The 20704-nt window shown below is 63.5% G+C and carries 15 protein-coding genes; 2 read left to right on the top strand and 13 right to left on the bottom strand.

The annotated features are described in order from the left end of the window. Nucleotides 1–35: 35 nt before the first annotated feature. The 10 genes from MF270_RS24570 to MF270_RS24525 all read right to left on the bottom strand — a co-directional run bounded on the left by MF270_RS24570 (nt 36) and on the right by MF270_RS24525 (nt 11691). A complete protein-coding gene (locus MF270_RS24570; protein WP_238368356.1) occupies nt 36–1049 on the bottom strand; it encodes a glycosyltransferase family 2 protein in 1014 nt (337 codons plus the stop codon). Next, the gene (locus MF270_RS24565) at nt 1049–2791 is read right to left on the bottom strand and encodes a glycosyltransferase (protein ID WP_238368355.1); all 1743 of its coding nucleotides are present in this window, start codon (nt 2789–2791) and stop codon (nt 1049–1051) included. The genes MF270_RS24570 and MF270_RS24565 overlap by 1 nt, the downstream gene beginning before the upstream one ends. A gap of 685 nt (nt 2792–3476) precedes the next feature. Next, a complete protein-coding gene (locus MF270_RS24560; RefSeq protein WP_238368354.1) occupies nt 3477–4739 on the bottom strand; it encodes a glycosyltransferase in 1263 nt (420 codons plus the stop codon). A 9-nt stretch (nt 4740–4748) separates the two neighbouring features. Continuing rightward, complete coding sequence (locus MF270_RS24555; RefSeq protein ID WP_238368353.1) at nt 4749–6236, bottom strand: glycosyltransferase family 2 protein; 1488 nt, start codon at nt 6234–6236, stop codon at nt 4749–4751. Next, nucleotides 6233–6667: a hypothetical protein gene (locus MF270_RS24550; RefSeq protein WP_238368352.1), complete on the bottom strand. Its 435-nt coding sequence runs from the start codon at nt 6665–6667 to the stop codon at nt 6233–6235. Before MF270_RS24550 ends, MF270_RS24555 begins: the two co-directional genes overlap by 4 nt. A 226-nt stretch (nt 6668–6893) precedes the next feature. Beyond that, a complete protein-coding gene (locus MF270_RS24545) occupies nt 6894–8084 on the bottom strand; it encodes a hypothetical protein (protein ID WP_238368351.1) in 1191 nt (396 codons plus the stop codon). Between the two features lie 464 nt (nt 8085–8548). Next, nucleotides 8549–9769: a threonine ammonia-lyase gene (locus MF270_RS24540; RefSeq protein WP_238368350.1), complete on the bottom strand. Its 1221-nt coding sequence runs from the start codon at nt 9767–9769 to the stop codon at nt 8549–8551. A 65-nt stretch (nt 9770–9834) separates the two neighbouring features. Beyond that, entirely contained in the window at nt 9835–10182 is a 348-nt protein-coding gene (locus tag MF270_RS24535) for a type II toxin-antitoxin system RelE/ParE family toxin (RefSeq protein WP_238368349.1), read from the bottom strand. Beyond that, a complete protein-coding gene (locus MF270_RS24530) occupies nt 10172–10441 on the bottom strand; it encodes a ribbon-helix-helix domain-containing protein (RefSeq protein WP_238368348.1) in 270 nt (89 codons plus the stop codon). Before MF270_RS24530 ends, MF270_RS24535 begins: the two co-directional genes overlap by 11 nt. 74 nt (nt 10442–10515) lie before the next feature. After that, entirely contained in the window at nt 10516–11691 is a 1176-nt protein-coding gene (locus MF270_RS24525) for a replication initiation protein (protein ID WP_418887896.1), read from the bottom strand. A 551-nt stretch (nt 11692–12242) separates the two neighbouring features. On the opposite strand from MF270_RS24525, the gene MF270_RS24520 reads away from it, so the two are divergent. Next, a complete protein-coding gene (locus MF270_RS24520) occupies nt 12243–13628 on the top strand; it encodes an AAA family ATPase (protein ID WP_238368346.1) in 1386 nt (461 codons plus the stop codon). A gap of 3 nt (nt 13629–13631) precedes the next feature. Then, nucleotides 13632–14714 (top strand): ParB/RepB/Spo0J family partition protein, encoded by a 1083-nt coding sequence (locus MF270_RS24515; protein ID WP_238368345.1) that lies wholly within the window; start codon nt 13632–13634, stop codon nt 14712–14714. A 95-nt stretch (nt 14715–14809) separates the two neighbouring features. Here the strand turns inward: MF270_RS24515 and MF270_RS24510 are convergent, their stop codons facing one another. From MF270_RS24510 to MF270_RS24500, 3 genes are all read right to left on the bottom strand, one after another. Beyond that, nucleotides 14810–17749 carry a Hint domain-containing protein gene (locus MF270_RS24510; protein ID WP_238368344.1) on the bottom strand — a complete coding sequence of 980 codons (2940 nt, stop codon included), beginning with the start codon at nt 17747–17749 and terminating at the stop codon, nt 14810–14812. Nucleotides 17750–17881: 132 nt separating this feature from the next. After that, nucleotides 17882–20068, bottom strand: coding sequence for a xanthine dehydrogenase family protein molybdopterin-binding subunit (locus MF270_RS24505; RefSeq protein WP_238368343.1), 2187 nt, complete (start codon nt 20066–20068; stop codon nt 17882–17884). 1 nt (nt 20069) lies between these two features. Continuing rightward, nucleotides 20070–20531 (bottom strand): (2Fe-2S)-binding protein, encoded by a 462-nt coding sequence (locus MF270_RS24500; RefSeq protein WP_238368342.1) that lies wholly within the window; start codon nt 20529–20531, stop codon nt 20070–20072. Nucleotides 20532–20704 lie beyond the last annotated feature (173 nt).

Below are 20704 nucleotides of genomic sequence, written 5' to 3'. Positions count from 1 at the left end.
GCGAGGCGAGTTGGATTTTGGGCGGTCTTCAGCCATCACTCCTGCAACCCCGCCACATACCCCAACGTCGGCTCCACCCAAGGCGCATATCCATATGCCTTCCCCGCCCACCGTGGATCCAGTGTCTTATGGTACCGCTTGTCCATCCGGCTCACCAGCGCGCGGATGGCCTGGCCGTAGGAGTAGCGGTGCTCGTGCGACACGCTCTCTTCGCACCAGCGCAGCACCTTGAAGGCAGAGGCCAGGACGAGGCCACGCAGGACCACGTCGGGGAAATACTCGGAGTGCGCGAAGAGATGCAAAGCGTTCGCCGCCGTCGACACCGCGTCGTAGCGGGTGATCGACTGGCCGGCCGTGATTTGCGGCCGCCCATAGCGGCGGAAATAGGTGAACGTCGGCAGCGAAGTCACGGCAAAGCTGCCCATGTTCATCAGCAGGCTGTAATGAAAGATCATGTCCTCGAAGAACAACCCCGCCGGGAACCGCTGCAGGTACTCCTCGAGGAAATCGCGGCGCACCATCTTGTTGGCACTTTGCGGCTCGACGCAGGCCAGCTCGTGCAGGGCGTTCAGCCAGGGTTGGCGGGCGGCCTCGCTCTTTTCGAAATGGACCTGGCCGCCAGAGGACAGCCGGTCGAAATGGGCCTGGTCGTAGAAGGGCAGGATCTCCTTGCGCAGCTCGACCAGCACGCCGGGTGAGAACACCACGTCGGGGCGATCCTTGGCCGCCGCCAGCATGACGTCGAAGGCCCAGGGCGGGCGGGTGTCGTCGGCATCGAGGAAACAGATGTAATCGCCCCGCGCCACGCTGATCGCGCGGTTGCGGGCCGAAGAGAGCCCGTCGTTGGCCTGGCGGATATGCACGATGCGCGGATCGTCGAACCGGTGCAGCGTCTCGCGCGTGGAGTCGGAGGCGCCGTCGTCCACGATCAGCAGCTCGAAATCGCCATTGGTCTGGGCCAGCACCGATTCGATCGACACATGGGCCAGGGCGCCCTCGTTGTAGGCGGTCAGGATGCAGGACAGGCGCGGGGGGGAACGGTCGGCCATCAGGTCGCCTTTCGCATCGCTTGCCGCATGCGGACGATGTCCGGGTGGTAAAGCTCGCCTGTGAAATAGGCCCAGAAGGGGCCGGGGGCCACGCGCAGCACCTTTTCCTTTTCCTCGCGGTAGTAATCTTCGAAATCCGGGTGCTCGATCCCGGGCAGCAGGTCTTCGATCACGGCCGGGCCATAGGTCTTGGACACGCCGACGCAGAACCGCGCGCTGGCCCGCAGGAAGCTTTCCACCAGCTCGGTGCGCAACATGCTCGACGACCACGAGATCGAATCCACGATCGATTCCGCGTAGGGCCGGAAGTTCGGCCAGCCTTCGGACAGCGAGCGTTTCACGATCATCTGGAACATGTAGAGCATGTAGAAATGCCGCTCGTCCCGCTGCTTGCTGTGCTGCCGGGGATGTTGCCGGTAATGGTACTTATGTTCAGGAAGCATGAACACATCGCGCGCCGCGGTCAGCGTGAAGATCTGGAACACGTAATCGTCGAAAGCGCGGACGTTCTCGGGGAAATAGATCGCCTTGGCGTCGAGGAAATCGCGCCGGTAGACCTTCCGCCAGATCGTCGGCTGGCCCTTGATGATCTCGTCCGAGAACAGGCGCAACACGTCCTTGTCCTTGAACCGGGTGCGCGGGCTTTCGCGAAAGCGGTCCTCTTCCGCGCTGGGATAGAACGGCTCGTCCAGCGCGGCATCGTGGAAATCATAGCCCGACTGGACCACCTCGCAGCCGGAATAAAGCGCCAGGTCGTAGAGGTCGGCGAACAGGCCCGGGCTGACGAAATCGTCGGCATCGACAAAGGCGATGTGGGTCGCATCCGACACCAGCCGGCCGTAGTTGCGCGCCGAGGCGCAGCCGCCGTTCGGCTTGCGCTCGACCCGTACGCGGGGATCATCGGCGAATTGCCTGGCCAGCGCCTCGCCCGAGCCATCGGTCGAGCCGTCATCGACCACGATCACGCGCACGTCGTCGCGGCCCTCGCACAGCAGGCTCTCGACGCAGTGCGGCAGGAAGTCGCCGGCATTGCAGGCCGCCACCGCGATATCCAGACCATGGCGCCGCGGCATCACGTCGATCGAGGCGCTGTGGTTCAGCGTCCAGCCCGACGGGCAGGTGATCTGCACGTTGGCGCAGGGAAAGACCCGGTTGCCGGGGATGATCTCGTCCGAGGTGGTGAAGATCGACAGGGTCCGGCGCCGCTCGTCGCCCAGGCCGTCCAGCACTTCGCCGAGCAGGTCGAACACCTCTGCGCCTTGAAGCAGCACCGGGCCGGTCTCGTCCTTGAGGACGGCGGCCATCTCCTCGACCGAGCACATCTGCAGGGGCACCAGGTCGTTCGCCCGTGTCACCGCGTCGATCGCCTGCCCTTCGGCCGCCCCGCGCACGAGCTTCAGCAGGCGCACGTTCGGCATCAGCAGTCGCGCGGTCAGCGCCGGGATCGGGTTGTCCAACTCGACGTCGAGGATGGTCAGCGCCTCGCCCGCTTGAACCAGCGGGACCGAAGAGACGAAGGCTAGGTATCGGCCGACACCCGCCTCTGCTTCGGCCTTGATCTGCGCCCGTTGCGCCGCGTCCATCGCGCCCGGCAGGACCAACCGGCGGTAGAGCAGCACGATCTCCTCATCCAGCGCCTGCGGGGTCCCTTGCTCTTCGGGCAGCTCAGCCGGCTCGCGGCTGTCGGTCCAGGTCAGATGCTCCCCGGCGACCCAGAATGCTTGCGGATCATCGAGGGTCATTTGCATGACGTGATGGAAAGCTTCTCGCGCGACAAGCAAAAAAACTGCGGCCCCGTCGACGGAAATCTGTATGGTGGATATCTGGTCAAGGGCTTTCGGAAGCAGAAAGTCGGTTCGCTCTCCCCATTGCCCGTCGATCATGTGATTGATCGAGAATGTATCCCCTGATCTTCTAACGCGGAAGTGGAAGGGACAATTGTCGTCATCAGTCCTGAGTTCGAAGTAGGCGCTTTGCCATGGCCCTGCCATAAGCGTGATGTCAAAGGTGAACGTCATGAACCTTCTGCCCTGCCTTCTTGTTCCCATCTGTCCAATTTTGCCTAGACTGGACAGATGGAACTGCTCTTACTGGCAACAAGCCGTTTTGAGACAGGTGTCTGTCACACGACTTGGTATCCGACTTGTAATTGGCAGAGCGTACCAAGGGCAAGTTCTGTAACCGTCTTCTGACATCTCGGAGAGCGGCCCATAAGCGCATCACATCTGCTATCACCATGCTCGTGAGGATAGGACATTTCCAGCCGGCATCCAGCCAAATACGCCGACGCGATGGCTCGGTCACAGTGTTCCTGCAGCCGATGACATGTCGCCGACTCTGCCTGAACGCCAGTTTTCCCGGATTGCAGCATTGTGCCGGGAACATTACCTCACACTGCTCGAAATCAACGAACCATGCTCGACACTGTCAAACAAGCAGTCGCTCTACGATCTCTTTGTGCCGCCCCCAAGCTTCTGTCAAACTGATCTCGTCTCGGACACCAGCAGACAGCTTTTCCCAAAGCGGCTTGTTCCCTCGGCACTCCTTGATCAAGGTCGACAGCTGCGACATGGATCCTGGCGCGAAGGTGAAACCATTTACTCCATCCGTGGTGCGGTCTAGCAACCCACCTGCTTGCGAGCTCAGAATAGGCCTACGCGCATCCCAGGCCTCGGACACCACAAGGCCAAACGTCTCGGGCCATATCGACGGCATCACCAGCCAGTCAATCGAGCTCATCAGCTGGAACACGTTGTCTCGCGAGTACGATCCCATCTCCTTGATCGTCAGGTTCTTGGGCGCGTTGTCAAGGATAGCATCGATTCGCTTGGTGTAGTCTTCGCTGGCATAGGCCTTGTTACCGCCAAAGATCCTGATCTCGATCTCTTCGCTTTCGTCCATGTCCGCGGCGGCCTGGCTCGCTGCCGCGAGCAGTACGTCGATTCCCTTCGCGTCCACGAACTGCCCAAAGAATCCGAAAACGTTCACATTGGCGCTATGCCGTGGAATCCAGTTGGCAGGCCGCATACTGGCGTGCCCGTTGGCAATCACCGAGATATCATCCTCCGGCAAGCCCCACTGGATAAAGCGCTGTCGGAGATACTCCGACGGCGAAACGAAATGATCGACGAACTTGAAGGCGCGCTTGAACACCCGACGGCGCAGGATGAAGTCATCTGCGGTCTTGTCGGGAAAACACTTCACACATTGATCCGGCGATGTGTCCTGACAGATGCCGTTCTCGTGATACCTGAACAGCTGACCGCGAGAATAACAGATCGGAAGATACTCGTGCAGGGTGTAGATGATCTTCACATTGGGGAGAACCTGCTTGGCGATTTCCAGAATCTCGAGACCAACCCAAAGAGAATGGTGAACATGGATCACATCCGGCTTGTGATCTGAGAAGAAGCGCTGCAGCGCCTTCGTGCGCCGCTGATCGTATACGGTATGATAGAATTCATTGAAGGTCTGACCAGGAAGAATGAACTCGCGCGAACTGTCGGGCAAGGCGGTGATCGAGGACCCTACCTTTCCATACTGTGGGAACATGTGGCCATCGATGCCGGCGAGCAGAACCGCCTCGACATCGGGATCCGCGTCGGCCGCATCGTGCAGATCCTTGGCAACATATTGAGCCCCACCCTTCATCACGCGAGGATGGTACAAGGAGATCGTCATATATTTCATGTGTGAGTCCTAGAGAAGCTTGAGATCCTCGGAGGTGTCGACCACCAAAGGAGACGCTTCGAACTTTTGCGAGTAAAGGGCTCGATTCAACCACATGAAGGTTCGTACCGAGGGCGGCAAAGCTTTTCCCACGCCTTCCATATGGATCCAGCGTGACGAGCTGTCAAGTTTCACTTCATTGCCGGCTGAGCGCCAACGCAGGCAGAAATCTGAATCTTCATAGTAGGCAAAGATATATTCCGTGGATAATCCGCCGATCTCCTCGAACTTGGCTTTCGAAACCTTCCACAACGCAGCCGACACCAAGAGAATATCGTCTTTGATGGATACCAATGCTGCGTCCAACTTCTGCTGGGAATCGTCAACCCGATGAGACAGCCCCTTGCCGAAGTGCTCGACCCGCAAAAGATTATGCGTAACTCCTGACTTGGGGTCGAAAACCAGGTCGCGAACGGAATACATTCCGGAATGCATCAGCATTCCGTCACCGTAATAAAGCATGGCGCCGTGCAACGCGGTCCCAGGGTCCGAAGAAAGAAAATCCAGCGCCTGAGCCTCGTCCCCTTCGGGCGGGAATATGTCAGGGTTCATGAAAATCAGAGTTTCGCCCCGAGCCATTTCGGCGCCAAAATTGTTTCCCGCTGAGAATCCTGAATTTCCAGAGCAAAGGAAAATTCTAATGGCGACATCATGGAGCTGGCAAAAAGCCGTCACTCGCGCAAGCATTTCCTCAGGCGCGGTCAGATCATTGCCGACAACAATGACTTCGGCTTCATGCGATGAAAGGAAACCTGACAACTCGGCAAGTTGAACCAGCAACATATCGAACCCCCGATAGAGGGTGATGATTATGCTCTGCTTGCAGGTCTCTATCCGGCGGCTTTCGAAAATCTGCGTGAATGAAAGGCTCGCCAGGTAGTCCTTCCAGATACCGTCAAACGCCGGGGTCAGTTTCCGCGCGTGTTCAACAGTCGTGCCGGCGGGCCGATCAGCGAGTGTCGCAGTAGCCGCCAAGGCTTCGTTCAGGAACCGATCCACGGACATGAAGCGCATGACCGGCTCTGCCCTGATCTTCTGCCTGCAGATGAATACCTCGACTTCCGGCGCCACAAGAAAGTCTTCCTTGGGGACCTTGAGGATCGCGATATAGCCAGACGGACGGGAAAAATCGCCCAGTACAGCGCTGACATCGTCGCGATGGTACCAGCAGGGTTCGATTTCGCCAAATTCGTACTGCATGTACCCGACCCTGATCGTCACATCCAGCGTCGAAAATACGCGGCGGTCACACCAGCCGCTGATATAAATATGTCCGTCGTCCGAGCAAAGGAGGCCCTCGACAGTCACGAAGATCGTCGTCTCCGGCACACCGCGCATTTCGCGGTAGCCGTACTGGTCGTAATGGTTCTTTAATTGGGCCTCATTGACCCCGCCAAAGTGTTCGGCGAGGTCTGGATTGTCTTCGGAATACTTTCTGTAGTTGAAGCGGCTTTTCATTTGCTAGCGATTTTGGCTTTTCCAACGGCTGCTTCGGTAGTCTCAAGCTGAAACCGCCGCCCCTCAGCATACCCAAGACTGCGGAAATGATGTGCAGCCGTCGGGAAAACGCCGTCCTTCACGGCCTCGTCGACATCCTCATGTTCGGACAAATAGTCATCAACGTCCAATTTCATGTCAAACGGGAAACGGCCTTCGTATATTCCAGACTCGACATAGTGCGACAAGGCAGAAGTCACAACCCCGTCGGAAACAGCTTTCTTCACGTCTGGATAGGTCTTCAGATACCATTCCTCGGAGAACACATCCTGAAATGACAGTTGGAGCATCTTTCTGAGAAGACCGACGGAAATGGTAACACCCTCTTTGGGCGGCGGCCCTGCCATCGTGATCCGTTGCGCTATCTCAAGGGCGGTTTGTTCTTTTGTCATCTCGGATCCATTTCCATGCGACTTTTTGTATGTTTGAGGTTACGGCTGCCACCGCAGGTAGCGAACAATCTGTTCGAGCCACTACTGTGCCACTCCCGGTCAAATTTCAAGAGTATCATGGCAACTCGTCGCCCTTATGACTCCGGCGTGTGAAAAATCACGGATTGCCCTGCTGAAATTGCAGGCGATGCCCGATGTCGGCCCGGCATTGCAGCAAGCCACGGTGCTACATCGGGCCTATCAACTCCAGCCGTGCCTCAACCGCCTGGCGCTGTGGAAAAAGCGTGCTGCTTTTGGGCACCTGAAGCAGATGTTGTCGCGCCGTTCTCAGAAACTCATCGCGCGCATCTTCATTTCGTTGCGCTCTGGCCCTCTCTGCAGAGGCCGCCATTTCCTGCGCCCGGGCAAGCGACAAGAGCTGTGTATAGATCGACACCAACTCGGCCAGTTGCTCGGTGAAACTGCAGGGCTGGTCCAGCACGTCCAGGTTGCTTGGATGGTCGTAACGACTCCAGTCCGGCTCCAGATCCACTGCGCGAATGCTCTTCCATTGACGCGCCAGCTTGGCGTTGATCGGGGTAAACCGGGATTGAACCTTCTTGGCCAGCTCAAGGCCGGGATGCAACTTTTGATCGCGACGCATCAGGTCCAGAACCATCGGCATGTTGCCTTTCGGCTGATCCTCCGGTCCATTGCGCTGGCCCCGGCTGATGGCGTTCGACAATGCCATCGCCCGAATATCCAGCGCCTCGTTGATCCGGGCGGGTTGCTGCAGCGACTTGCCTGGCAATCCCAGCCGCTTGACCAAATAGGCGGCCATGTCCGGCCTTCGGCGGAAGGGTAGCAAGGTGAGGTTCTCGGCGCCGAAGGCCCCGACCCAGCGATCCACCAGATCCTGATAATTGTAGTACTTGTCCTGTACGTCGATCTTCTCGAAGAACTGTTGACCGACGTTCAGGCCCACGCGCGCCGCAGTAGACGTCAAAGACACGGCGACATCAATCTGGGGACGCAAGCTGCACAGGATCTCTATCTCGTCGAAGTGAGGCGACACGAACCCCTTGAGCCGCTCGAGATCCTCGGCTGTCTTCAATCGCGAATGACAATGTTCGTTCGATATCAAGAAAGTATGGCATCCCTTGTCTCGCGCCGCCTGGACCTCTTGCGCAAACTGGGTCGGCAGCGTCGTTCGAAAGATCCGCTGCTCGCCAGGCGACCCCAGGCCGACCTGCGCGAAGCCGTCGTCGGCAACACCCGGGGCCAGTGCCCAAAGGTAGATCTTCAGATGATTCTCGCGGCCAAGCAATTGGCTGTAGAAAACCCCCGACTGGACCAAAGCTTCGTGGTTCATACCCCCCCATTTCTGGAAACTGGTGCTGCCAGTTTTTTCTGTTCCGATGTGGAGGATCAACTTCATGGTCTAGTCCATTATTGCTTGGTATCTCCCGCGCGAGCGGGTTTGCCTGTCATACGGTCGTGCAGGAAGCACAATGTCAATCGGCCGCTACGCGTCGCAGCAAGAGGTGCTGCCAGCTATGGTCCGTTTCACGCACTTCACGAGTGCGCCCATCAGTGCTTGGCCTCCCCACCCCGTCGATTAAGATTGTTAATGAAACAAGATCAGAGTGGCAAACGACACGAGGGCAGAACATGAAGATTTCGCTAGATGTGCCGTGACCAGCCGCGCGCAGTTGATTGAGAGGACTTACTTCCTGCCGCCAGAGTGGGCCAGCCGTGTACTTCATTCGGAAGGATTTTGCAGTAAGCCCGAAGCAGAATACCCGGATCCGGTTTGGTGAACGGAAGACACCAGATCAGGGCAAAATCGGTCTCTTAACTATGATTTAGATACGATTTCAATGCCTTACCTGTCCGACTTACTCACCCCTCGCCCGCCAGCCGCACTGTCAGCCCCTCGGCCCGCAGCGTCGCGACGATCTCCTGGACGTGGTGCATGTCCCGCGCCTCGATCACGATGTCCAGCTCGGCCTGCTTCAGCGCGACGCTCTGGAACATGCGCTGGTGGATCACCTCGATCACGTTGGCCCCCGCCTCGCCGATCAACCGCGAGATGCGCGACAGCTGACCCGGCGTGTCGTCGATGCGGAAGGTCAGGCGAGAGATCCGCCCGTCGCGCACCAGCCCGCGCAGGATCAGCGTCGACAAGAGCCGGCTGTCGATATTGCCGCCGCAGACCACGAGGCCCACCGCCTTGCCCTGAAGACCCGGCGCCAGCTTTTCCACCACCGCCATGCCAGCGCCGGCGGCACCCTCGGTCACGATCTTTTCCAGCGACAGAAGGTCGAATATCGCGTCCTCGATCTCGCTCTCGGTCACGCTTTCGACCCGGTCCACGCAGCGTCGGATGATCTCGACATTGCGCGGCGACGGCGCCTTGACCGAGATGCCTTCGGCGATGCTCGCCCCGTCGAAATGCGGATCTGTCCCCTCGAGCTGCGACTTGACCGCGTCGAACAGCAGCGCCTGCGCGCCGATCACCTCGATCCCCGGCTTGATCGCCTTGGCGGCCGTGGCCATGCCCGCGATCAGCCCGCCGCCGCCGATCGGCACCACGATCACGTCGAGCTCGGGGCGTTGCTCCAGCATTTCGATGGCGACGGTCCCCTGCCCCGCCACCACGTCCGGGTCGTCGAAGGGGTGGATCAGCGTCAGCCCCTCGCGGGCGGCCATGTCCTCGGTAAACGCCACGCTGTCGTCGAACCCCTTGCCGTGCAGCACCACCTCGGCGCCGAAATCGCGGGTGCGCTGCACCTTGTTGAAGGGCGTGCCCTCGGGCATCACGATCACCGCGCGGATGCCGAGCCGCTGCGCGTGGTAGGCCACGCCCTGCGCATGGTTCCCGGCGCTGCAGGCGATCACCCCGGCGGCCTGCTGGTCCGGGCTCAGCGTCAGCAACCGCGACAGCGCCCCCCGCGCCTTGAACGCATTGGTGTGCTGCAGGTTTTCCAGCTTGAGATAGAGGTCGAACCCCAGCTTCATCGACAGCCGCGTCGCGCGCACGGTCGGCGTGCGCAGCGTGTCGTCCTTGATCCGCGCATGGGCGGCCAGGATATCGTCGTAGGTCAGGGTCGGTTGCGTCATGGGGCGATCCTTCGGGGGGCGTCCGGCCCCGCTTTGCCCGGACCTAGGCGCTTTGCCCCGGTGCGTCAACGCGGGCGGATGCGGTCCAGAACGTGGCGCTTATGGTCCTGCCCGCCGAAGAAGACGGCGAGGACATGGACGGCCTCCCGGTCGTCATCGACCAGGAAATAATAGATCGCCCGGTCGATGGTGACCCAGCGCAGGCCGGTCATCACCTCGGGCCAGAGCGTACCGCGATGGGGCGCGCGGCCGAGGCTGGCCATGTCGTCCTCGATCCGGCTCAGCCGCGTTTCGGCCCGGTCGAACGCCTCGGCCATATCCGCGCCCAGCTCGAGATGCGCGGCGACAAGGTGGTCGAAGATCCGCTCAAGGTCGTTCCGGCAGGCGCGCGAGCGCCGGACCTCATAGCCCATGCGCGGCGCGCTTGGCGGCGATCATCTCGCGCGTGGCCTGCCGCGCCTCGGCGTCGCCCTCTGCCGGCCCGTCGCGCCGCTCTTCGAAGAAGGCGCGCAGCGCGGCCAGCTCGGCCGCCTCGCGCTCCGTCTGCTCGCGCAACAGCTCGAGCCCCCGCTGCACCACGGCGCTGGCGCTGGCAAAGCGCCCCTCGCGGACCAGCGCCCGCATGAAGGCGTCCTGCTGGTCCGACACGGACACGGATGCTTTGACACTCATGGGACCCTCCGGGCAATACTACCCAGTAGTATGGACGGAAGGGCGCCGCGTTTCAAGATCACGGACCCCCTACCCTATTCCGGCTCGAACCCCTCGGGCGACAGGTCCACCCAGAAGGCGACGATGGCCTCGGCGTTCAGCGCGCTCATCCAGCCGTGGCGTTCGAAATCCTCGCGGGCCGCGCCGTCCAGCCGCGACAGGAACATGCGCTTGTCGGCATCGCGCTGGGTGGGCGAGCGCGCATCGACCTGCGCCTTGACCCAGGCCAGGCGTTTGGCGCGCTCGCTGGTCACCGGAGCTTCGGGCTGGGCCTCCCCTGCCCCGCCGTAATCGGCCTTGAGCGCGGCAGTTAGGTAGCTGACCGTGTTGCGCACCCCCGCCTGGCCGGCGACGTAATTGACCTTCTGCGCCACGTAGTCTTCGCCATGGTTGGCGATCCATTGCCGCGCCAGCCGGTCGCTGACGCCAAGCGCCCTGAGACGCGCATAGACCGGGCCGGTGCGGATCCCCTCTCCGTCGTCGAGGTCGAGGATCGCCAGCTGCGGGTTCTCTTCGATCAGGAACCGGATGTCCGTCACCTGCCGCCCCATCTTGCGCACCTCGGGCGTCACGATGATGTTCGAGGTCTTGTTCACCTCGGCCACCGCCGGCTTGATGATCTTGGCGTTCAGGTGCTTGTAACTTTCGTAATAGGCGCTGTCCGCGACCCCCATCAGCCGCCGGAACAGGTCAAGCGACCACCACCCCGTGCTGCCCGTCCGCACGAAGCGATAGCAGTTCTCGTAAAGCGCCAGCGCATGCCCGCTGGTGAACCGCCGCTGGATGTTCAGGTTGATGAGCGCAAAGACCTTGGGGTCGTGCAGCTTTTCGGCCAGCGCGTCGGAATAGGCATATTCGCAGACCCCACCCTTGAGCTTGGCGTAACTCAAGAGGCTCGACACGCCCCATTCAGGGCGTCCCTCCTCATCCAGCATGTCCCATTCGGCCGTGGTCTCGACCAGGCCCCTTAAGCTGTCTTTGAGCGTGTCTGAATCGTTTGAATTGTAACCGATCATCATGCAGAGAGTGCGCGCGTCGATCTGGTGCCGCCGGCTGGTCGTCAGCGTGTCATAGGCATTGAGCAAGAGCACGTTCGAGAGCTTCCGCTGCAGCAGTGTCAGCTTGCCTGAGACGTGGATCGCCGCCACGTGCTTCTTAACCGCCCCACGTCTGAGCGATCCCGTCAGCCGCTCCCTGTCCATCTGTGCCATGTCGTCCCGCCCGATTTTTCGGTCCCGTTTACCGGAACTGCTCATGTTCCCAGTATGACTTGGAAAGGCACCCGCGATCAAGCCGGGTTCTGGCACCTTTCGACGCGTCCCGACGCGTCCCGTAGATGGGTACCATTGACGTCGCGGAATGTCGCGAGGGAACCCATCTACGGGATGCCCCTGCCGCACCTTCACATGAGGGAGTCGAAAACAGACCCTAACTTGGCCGAAACCCCTTGATTTGCGACTCATCCGGCCCGCTTTCCCGCGAATCGAAGCCCTTCGTCCCGTATCCGGGTCCCCTTTGCCCTGCTCCCGGGTGCTCCTGCCCCTGTATCTTGGTCCCGAAGTATTGTTAACATATTGATTTATAACATTTTACTTGGGTCAAACCTAATAAAGTACTTATAGTATTCTAAACCATCGTCGACGTGGGTTTGTGAATCTCATTGATTCTGCAGGGAGGCTGGTCTCCGAGATTCCCTTGGGGCGAAACATGTGCGATAGTTTCGACGATATCGCTAAAAATAGCGAACATGCAGAGGCAGGACATGGCACCCAAGACGCCCGGCAAGCAGGATCTCCCCCCCTATTTCAATATTGACCCGAAACAGGCGGCCAGTCGCCTCTCGGACCCTATCGAAACCGCGCGATTCGCGAAAGCCGCCGCCTTTGCGGGCCGGGGCCGCGATGACCTCGCCCGCCGCGGCTATGCGCCCGACGGCACCAAGCGGCTGCGAAAGTTCTCGATCTGGGAGATCTGCCGCTACCTGATCCCCGTCGCCGCCGCCCATCTGCGCCGGGTGCTCAAGGCCAATCCCGACCTGCCCCAGGGCGAGGGCGAGGCCGGCGCCAAGTGGTTCACCCTCGAAGAGGTGCTGGCGATCCGCGACCACTTTGCCACCGAGGGCTCGGCCGGCAAGGCCTACAAGTCCTGGCGGCCCGAGGGGCTGCCGGCCAAGGTCGTGGCCGTGGCCAATTTCAAAGGCGGCGTCGGCAAAACGTCTACCGCCGCGCATCTGGCCATGTCCGCCGCGCTCGACGGCTACAAGGTGCTGGTGATCGACCTCGATTCCCAGGGCTCCATGACCTCGATCATGGGCGGCAAGGTCGAGGACGAATGGCAGACCGCCTTCCCCCTCATCGCCCGCGACTTCGCCAAGTCCCTGACGGCTGAGAACGCGGTGCGCGAGGCCGCCGGCCAGCCGCCCCACCCTTTCGACGAAACCCTGACCGAGGCGCTGGAGGTTTCGCCACGAAACCTCGTGCAGAAGACCCATTGGCCGAACATCGACCTGATCGGCGCGCAGTTGAACCTTTATTGGGCCGAGTTCCAGGTGCCGGTCTGGCGCATGCAGCACCGCTCCTGGCCGCTTTGGGACGCGCTGCAGAACGCGCTGGACGGGGACGGGCTGCTCGACGCCTATGACATCGTGATCCTCGATACCCCCCCTGCCCTCGGCTACCTGACGATCAACGCCCTGGCCGCGGCCGACATTCTGCTGGTCCCGCTCGGCGCGTCTTTCCTGGAATTCGACAGTACCGGGCGCTTCTTCGACATGATCTACTCCACCTTCGCCTCGATCGAGGATGGCGAGAACCGCATCCGCCGCCGCGATGGCCTGCCCGAGGTGCGCTTCGAATGGGACGCGGTGCGGGCCATCATCACCCGGTTCGACGCCGCCCAGCAGACCGACCTGGCCAACGTGATCCAGGCCTATTTCGGCGACTTCATGACCGCCTACCGGCAGGAAATGACCGCGATGGTCGGCCAGGCCGGCGAGCAGGTCTCGGGCATCTACGAGACTGATTACCGTGACTTCAACCGCGAGACCTACGTGCGCGGGCGCGAGACCTTCGATGGCACCTGGGCCGAGGTGAAATCGCTGATCCTCGGCTCCTGGTGGCGCGACATGCAGATGGCACAGGAGGCGTAACAAATGGCAAAACGTCGCAAGCTCGAGGCCCCCAGCGCCGCCGACATGACCCGGCTGGAGGAGGAGTTCCGCCAGGTCCCCGGCGCGCGCGGTCCCATGTCCGCCCCCATCGCCCAGGTGGCCGCCGACAGCGCCCAGGCGGGCGATCTGCGCTCGGCCGAGGAACGGGCCCGGGCGCGGCGCGACCGGGATGATGCCGACCGGCTGCGCATGGCCGAGGACCAGGGCCTTCTGATCACCGAGATCCCGCTGGACGAAATCGACCCCGGCGCGCTGATCCGTGACCGTATCTCGCTCGACGCCGAGGAGATGGAGGAGCTGAAACGCTCCATCGTGGCCCATGGGCTGCGCCTGCCGATCGAGGTCTTCGAGCGCGCCGATCCCGAGGGCGGCAAGCGCTACGGGCTCCTGTCGGGCTACCGGCGCTTCCAGGCCGTCTGGGACCTGCGCGAGATGTGGGACGACATGCGCTACGTGTCGATCAAGGCGGTGATCCGCGACCCGGACGAGATGGGCGGCCCCTTCGTCGCCATGGTCGAGGAAAACGAGGTCCGCGCCAATCTCAGCCATTTCGAACGCGGCCGCATCGCCGTGCTGGCCGCCAAGGAGGGCGCCTTCGTCAACACCGAGGCGGCGGTGGATGCGCTCTTCGCCACGGCCTCCAAGGCCAAGCGGTCCAAGATTCGCTCCTTCGCGATGATCTTCGAGGAATTGGGGGACATGCTGGTCTACCCCGAATCCTTGCGGGAAAAGGACGGGTTGACCTTGGCCACTGCCCTGCGCGGCGGGGCCGAGAGCCGGTTGCGCCAGGCGCTGGCCGAGGTGACGCCGGAAAGCGCCGAGGAGGAATGGGCGATCCTGTTGGCCGCCATCGAGCGGCTGAACGTGGCCCCGCGCGATCCCTCCCGCGGCGGGCGTCCCAAGCGTGAGACCGCCGGACGGACGCGGTACGCTGACAGCGGTGTCGAGATCGCGGTGGAGCAGGAGGGGCGCGACTGGCTGCTGCGCATGCGCGGTGATCGGCTGGATGCGCAGATGGTGCGGCAACTGGCCAGCGAGCTCGAGGCGCTGCTGTCGCGCGGCTGAGGTTTCGTCACGAAACCCGATGATGACCCGTCCACCTTGGGCGGGTCTTTTACGTTCTGATTAAGGGCAGGGGTTTCGTGGCGAAACCGCTTGGCTCAGGGCCCGGCCATCTCGCGGCAGAGGCGGGACCAGGCGACGCAATCCGCCCGATCCAGCTGCGTTTTGCGGACCACCCGGCGGACCTGCGGGCCATAGCTGGCCTCGACCGAGGCAAAGCCCAGCAGTCCCCGCGCAAGGTCCGGTCGCTCAAGCAGGATCGACCGGCGATGCGCATCGTCCAGCGCGGCAAAGCCCATCGGGCCGGGCCAGAAGGATTCGACCCAGGCGCCCTCGACCCGGATCAGCGCATGGGCGTCGAGGAGCACATGGTGGTAGGTGCAGCCCCGCTTGCCGCGCATGATCCGGGCGCCGCCCCAGCCGGTGAGGGCCAGATGGCGGGCGCGGACCAGGGCGCCGACATGGGCCAATTGGGACAGCGAGGCGAGGGCGGCCGAGGTCCCGACTGGCCCGTGCAAGGGGCCCGGTGACGCCGGAGACGCCGGGGCAGGGGCCTCGGACGGGACCCACAGGCAATGCTGGCCCGACAGCAGCAGCGGCCCCGGATTGCCAAGGGCACCGGGGCGGATCTCGATCGGGCAAAGACGGCGATTGGCGCGCATCTCGTCATGGGTGACCGTGCGGTGGCCGGTCCAGAGGACCTGGCGCGGGGGGCCGTCGCGGGTGCGTACGAAGGCGCCGGCGCGCAGCTCTTCGACCGCGACGGGGCCTTCGGTCGTGTCCACGCGCATGCCCGAGACGATGCAGGGGATGCCCATGGCGTACATCTGCGGCGCGGTCGAGACCTGCGCCGGGGAGACGCCCAGCAGGGTGACGCTTTCGCCGCCGGGGAAGGTCAGGACCGCGTTGCCGCTGCCGTCATCCGTGACCGTGACGTCCCAGGAATAGACCGGCCCGCCGCTGCCATCGGTCAGGTCCGACACGTCCAACTGGTCGATGGTGAAACCCGACCCGTCGTCGGTCATGTCGAAATCGGTGACGATGTCGCTGCCGCCGCCGGGGTCGAGATCGAGCGTGTCGACCCCGGTGCCCGTGGTGATCGAATCGTCGCCTGTGCCGCCGGCGATCAGGTCGTCTCCGCCGCCTGCGTCGATGGTATCCGCACCGGCCCCGCCGTCGATCGTATCGGCCCCGGAGCCGCTGGTGATCACGTCGGCACCATCCCCGCCCGAGATCGTGTTTGCCCCGTCGCCAGCGGTGATCGTGTCGTCCCCGGCCCCACCCGAGATGCTGTCGGCCCCGCTGCCGGTGGTGATGACGTCGGCATGGGCCGAGCCGATGACCGTGTCATTGCCGCCCTGGCCCGAGATGACGACCCCGGTCGGCGCGGCAGAGGCATCGAACACATCGCTAGATGTGGTGGCTACTACCTGCTCCACCTCCCAGAAGTTGTGGAAGGTGACGCCGTCGAAGGTGATCGTCCCCATCTCCCACCCGGTCCAGGTGACGGTGACCGACCCGCCCGAGAGGCTGATCGTGTCCCAGTCGGCGCCGCCTTCGCCGCCGTAGATGTTGGTCGCCCCGTCCGTGTTGCTCAGCAGGAAGGTGTCGGCATCGTCATTGCCGATCAGCGTGTTCTGGCCGGTCCCGCCCGACAGGGTGTCGGCGCCCGATCCGCCCTGCACCGTGTCGTTTCCGGCCCCGCCCGAGAGGAGGTCATCGCCCGCCCCGCCGAAGATCGTGTCATTCCCGGCACCGCCGAACACGGTGTCCGCGCCCGACCCGCCGCCGAAGGTGTCCGCCCCGTCGCCCATGTCGGCCCAGACCCCGACCGTGTCGCCCGAGGCGTCGATGGAATCGCTCTGAGCCGAGCCGCGCACCGCCTCAATATCGTCGAAGACCGCGGTGTTCGTGGTCTGGGTGACCGTCCCGCCGCCGGTGGTGGCAAAGGTGACGACCAGACCGCCGGCAGTGTGGTAGGTGAAGTTCAGCGTGTCCCAGTCGAGCCCGGTGGTGACGGTGGCGCCGCCGTAGATCGTGTCGGCGCCCCAGCCGTCGTTGAAATAGAACGAGTCGGCATCCGCCTCGCCATGGAGCACGTCATTGCCGATGTCGCCGAACAGGTCATCGGTGCCGTCTCCGCCGTGCAAGGTGTCGTTGCCCGACCCTCCCATCAGCGTGTCGCTTCCCGCGTCGCCGTAGATCAGGTCGTTGCCGTCATCGCCCTGCAGCGTGTCGTTGCCGTCGCCGCCATGGATGGTGTCCTGGTCGCCTTCGCCCGCGACGAAATCGTTGCCGGTGCCGCCATAGACCAGGTCGTTGCCCGCGCCGGCATAGATCTGGTCATTCCCGGCCCCGCCGTCGAGCGTGTCGTTGTAGACCCAGCTGTTGATACCGGCGACGTCGTCGATGGTGTCGTCGCCATCTCCGCCCATGACGCTCGACCCCTTGGTGGAATCCGCGCCGCCCTGGCCGTAGTGGATCAGGTCGTTGCCCGAGCCACCGTCGATGGTATCCGCGCCCGCCCCGGATTCGATCGTGTCGCTGCCTTCACCGGCCTTGAAGGAATCGGCGTTGGACCCGCCCTGGAGGTAATCGGAATTGTCCGGATCGTAGACGTTCGAATGCAGGTTGGCGTAGGGCACCGAGACGGTGTTGGACGAGCCTGTCCAGGTCATCACCGCGCCGGGCGGCAGGAAGGCGGTGCCGATGTAGCCCAGCACCGGCCCGCCCGCGATCTGCACGGAATAGACCGTCTGCACGACGCCGTTCGAGTCGGTATAGGTATAGCCGTCCTCGAGATAGCCCGTACCGCTGGCAACCACGGTGCCCGAGGCATCGCGCACCACCAGCGTCTGGTTGCCGTCGTTGCCGACATTGTTGGCGGCGCTGTCGCCATCGGCATTGGCGTCGTCGTCGGTGAATTCGAAGCTGTAGCCATCCACCGTCGAATCCCAGTCGGGATCGAGCATGTAGTTCGAGCCACCCATCCAGACGATCGCGCTGGGGGCAAAGCCGATGAAGCTGTAGGTTGCCATCTTTGACCGGCCTGGAATCTCGCCCTTACGCAGGGCGCTTTGCCCCGACAATCGCCGAGAGGGTTGAAGGGCCGGTTAATGCCGCCATGGCTGGCCCCGCGCGAAGCGATCCGCGCGGGGCAGGAGGGTCAGTCAGGCAAAGCTGAGCCCGTTCGCCTCGAGCGGCAGGGCCGAGAGCGCGGCATCGGGCGTGAGCGCCGCGATGGCATTGGCCAGCGCCGGGCCCGAGGGCGGCACGGCCGGCTCGCCCACGCCGGTGGGTGCCTCGGTCGAAGGCACGATCACCACCTCGATGGCGCCGATGTCAGAGATGCGCAGCGGCTCGTAATCGGGGAAGTTGGACTGCGCCACCTCGCCCCCGTCGAAGGTGATCGCGTCGCGCATCACGTGGCCCAGGCCGTAGCCGATGCCGCTTTCCATCTGCGCCTTGATCACGTCCGGGTTCACCGCCACGCCGCAATCGACGGCGCAGGTGACCTTTTCGACCTTGATGCCCGAGCCCGAGCGCGACACCTCGACCACCTCGGCGACATAGGTGTTGAAGGACTTGTGCACCGCGACGCCGCGGGCGCGGCCTTCGGCCACGGGGGTGTCCCAGCCCGAAGCCTCGGCCACCGCCTTTAGCACACCCGACAGGCGCCGCTGGTCTGGGCCGTCGCCGGCCAGGTGCTTGAGGCGGAACGCGACCGGGTCCTGGCCCACCGCGCGGGCGGCCTTGTCGATCATCGTCTCCATCGCGTAGGCGGTGTGGCTGTGCCCGACCGAGCGCCACCAGAGGATCTTGGACAGCGGCTTTTCATCGGTCAGCCCGACGAACATGTCGCCCACCGCATAGCCGGTGTCGCGCACCCCTTCGACCGAAAGCGCATCGACCCCGTTCTGGACGATCGCTGCTTCGAAGGGCGTGCCCTTGGCGATGGATTGCCCGGCCAGCTGGTGATCCCAGGCGATGATGGTGCCGGTCCCGTCCAGCCCGAGGCGGGCCTTGTGGGCAAAGGCGGGGCGATAGTAGCCGCCCTTGATGTCATCTTCGCGCGAATGGACCATCTTGACCGGCCGGGTGCCGTCCGAAAGCTTGAACGCCTCGGCCGCCTCGACCTGGTAATCGGCGTCGGTATTGGCGCGGCGACCAAAGGACCCGCCCGCGTAATAGGTGCGGATCGCGACCTTCGACGGCTCGAGCCCCAGCGTCATCGCCACCATGGCATGGGCCATGGTCGGGAACTGGCAGCCGTCATGCAGCACCACGCCGCCGTTGCCGTCGGGTTCGACCGTGCAGTTGAGCGGCTCCATCGGGGCATGGGCGAGGGAGGGGAAGAAGTATTCCCCCTCGACGACGGTGGCCGCGCCGTCGATGGCGGCGGCCACCTCGGCCCGAGGCTTGTCGGCGCGGGCTTCGTATTCGGGCGTGGCGGCGACCGTGGCCATCATGTCGGCGCGGATGGCGTCCTGGCTGCGGCCGTCGGTGCCGGACATGTCCCAGTCGGCCGTGATCGCGTCGCGGGCCTGGAAGGCGGCCCAGGTGTTCGTGGCATAGACCACGACGCCCATGCCGTTCTCGCGCGCCTTGGCGTCGATGAAGCCCTTGACGGCAGACGCGCCCGAGGCGTCGAAGCTGGAAAGCTTCGCGCCCATGCGGGGCGGGCGCATGACCACCGCGATGATCTGGCCGGGCAGTTGCACGTCCATGCCGAACTTGGCGCTGCCGTTGATCTTGGCGGGCGTGTCGGTGCGGCGGGCGGCGGGGTTGCCGATCAGGCGGAAGTCGGCGGCGTCCTTGATCCGCGGTTCCGCGGGCAGCTCGAGTTTCGAGGCGGCCGCGACGAAATCGCCGATCAGGCCGGACTGGCCCGCGCCGCTGATCGTGCCATTGTCGAGGCTCAGCTCGGCGGCATCCACGCCCCATTCATTCGCGGCGGCTTGCAGCAGCACGTCGCGGGCGGCGGCGCCGGCCTGGCGATACTGCATGTAGCTGTTGGCCATGGCGGTCGAGCCGCCGGTCAGCTGCGCGCCCAGGAAGAGGTTGTTGTAGGCCGAATCGACGGGCGCGAACTCCACGAGGATCTCGGACAGGTCGGCGTTCAGCTCTTCGGCCACGAGCGTCGGCAGGCCGGTGCTGGTGCCCTGTCCCATCTCGAAATGCTTGACGACCACGGTGATGCGGCCATCCGCGTCGATGCGCACGAAGGGGGTGAAACCGGCCGGACCGGAGGCCGTGTCGGAGGCGAGCGCGCCATCCGGCAGGGCGCCGATCACGAGGGTGCCGGCGGTTGCGGCAGAGGCGGCCAGAAAGCCGCGGCGGGTGAGGTTGGTGGTCATCTCAGGCCTCCATGATGTCAGAGGCGCGCGCGATGGCGGCGCGGATGCGTTGGTAGGTGGCGCAGCGGCAGACGTTGCCCCACATCTCGGCGTCGATATCCTCGGGCGTGGGCTTGGGGTTGTCGGTCAGCAGGCTCACCGCCTGCATGATCTGGCCCGACTGGCAGTAGCCGCATTGCACCACGTCCATCTCGGCCCAGGCCTGCTGCACGGCGGCGCCCGCCTTGCCGCCGACCGCCTCGATCGTGGTGATCTTTGCCTCGCCCACGTCGCCGATCAAGGTCTGGCAGGACCGCACGGCCACGCCGTCAAGATGCACGGTGCAGGCCCCGCAGGAGCCGACGCCGCAGCCGAACTTGGTGCCGGTCAGGCCCAGCGTGTCGCGGATCGCCCAGAGCAGGGGCATGTCGGGGTCGGCATCGACCTCGACCATGGAAGCGTTGATGTTGAGCTTGATCGTCATGAAAGGACTCCTGTCAGGTCAATTGGCGGCGATGATGTGCGCCGGGGGCATGCGCCCCGCAGCGGAGGATCCGGCGGGGTCGTCGGTATGGGTCATCCGCGGCCGCCGGCCGGCGTGGCAATCGCGGGGGTTGCATCGGGGGGCGTGACGGGGGCGGGTGCGCCGCGCGGGTG

It is taken from the genome of Mesobacterium pallidum, assembly GCF_019966535.1.
Taxonomy (GTDB): Bacteria; Pseudomonadota; Alphaproteobacteria; order Rhodobacterales; family Rhodobacteraceae; genus Mesobacterium; species Mesobacterium pallidum.
This window is presented reverse-complemented; position numbering and strand designations above follow the sequence as displayed.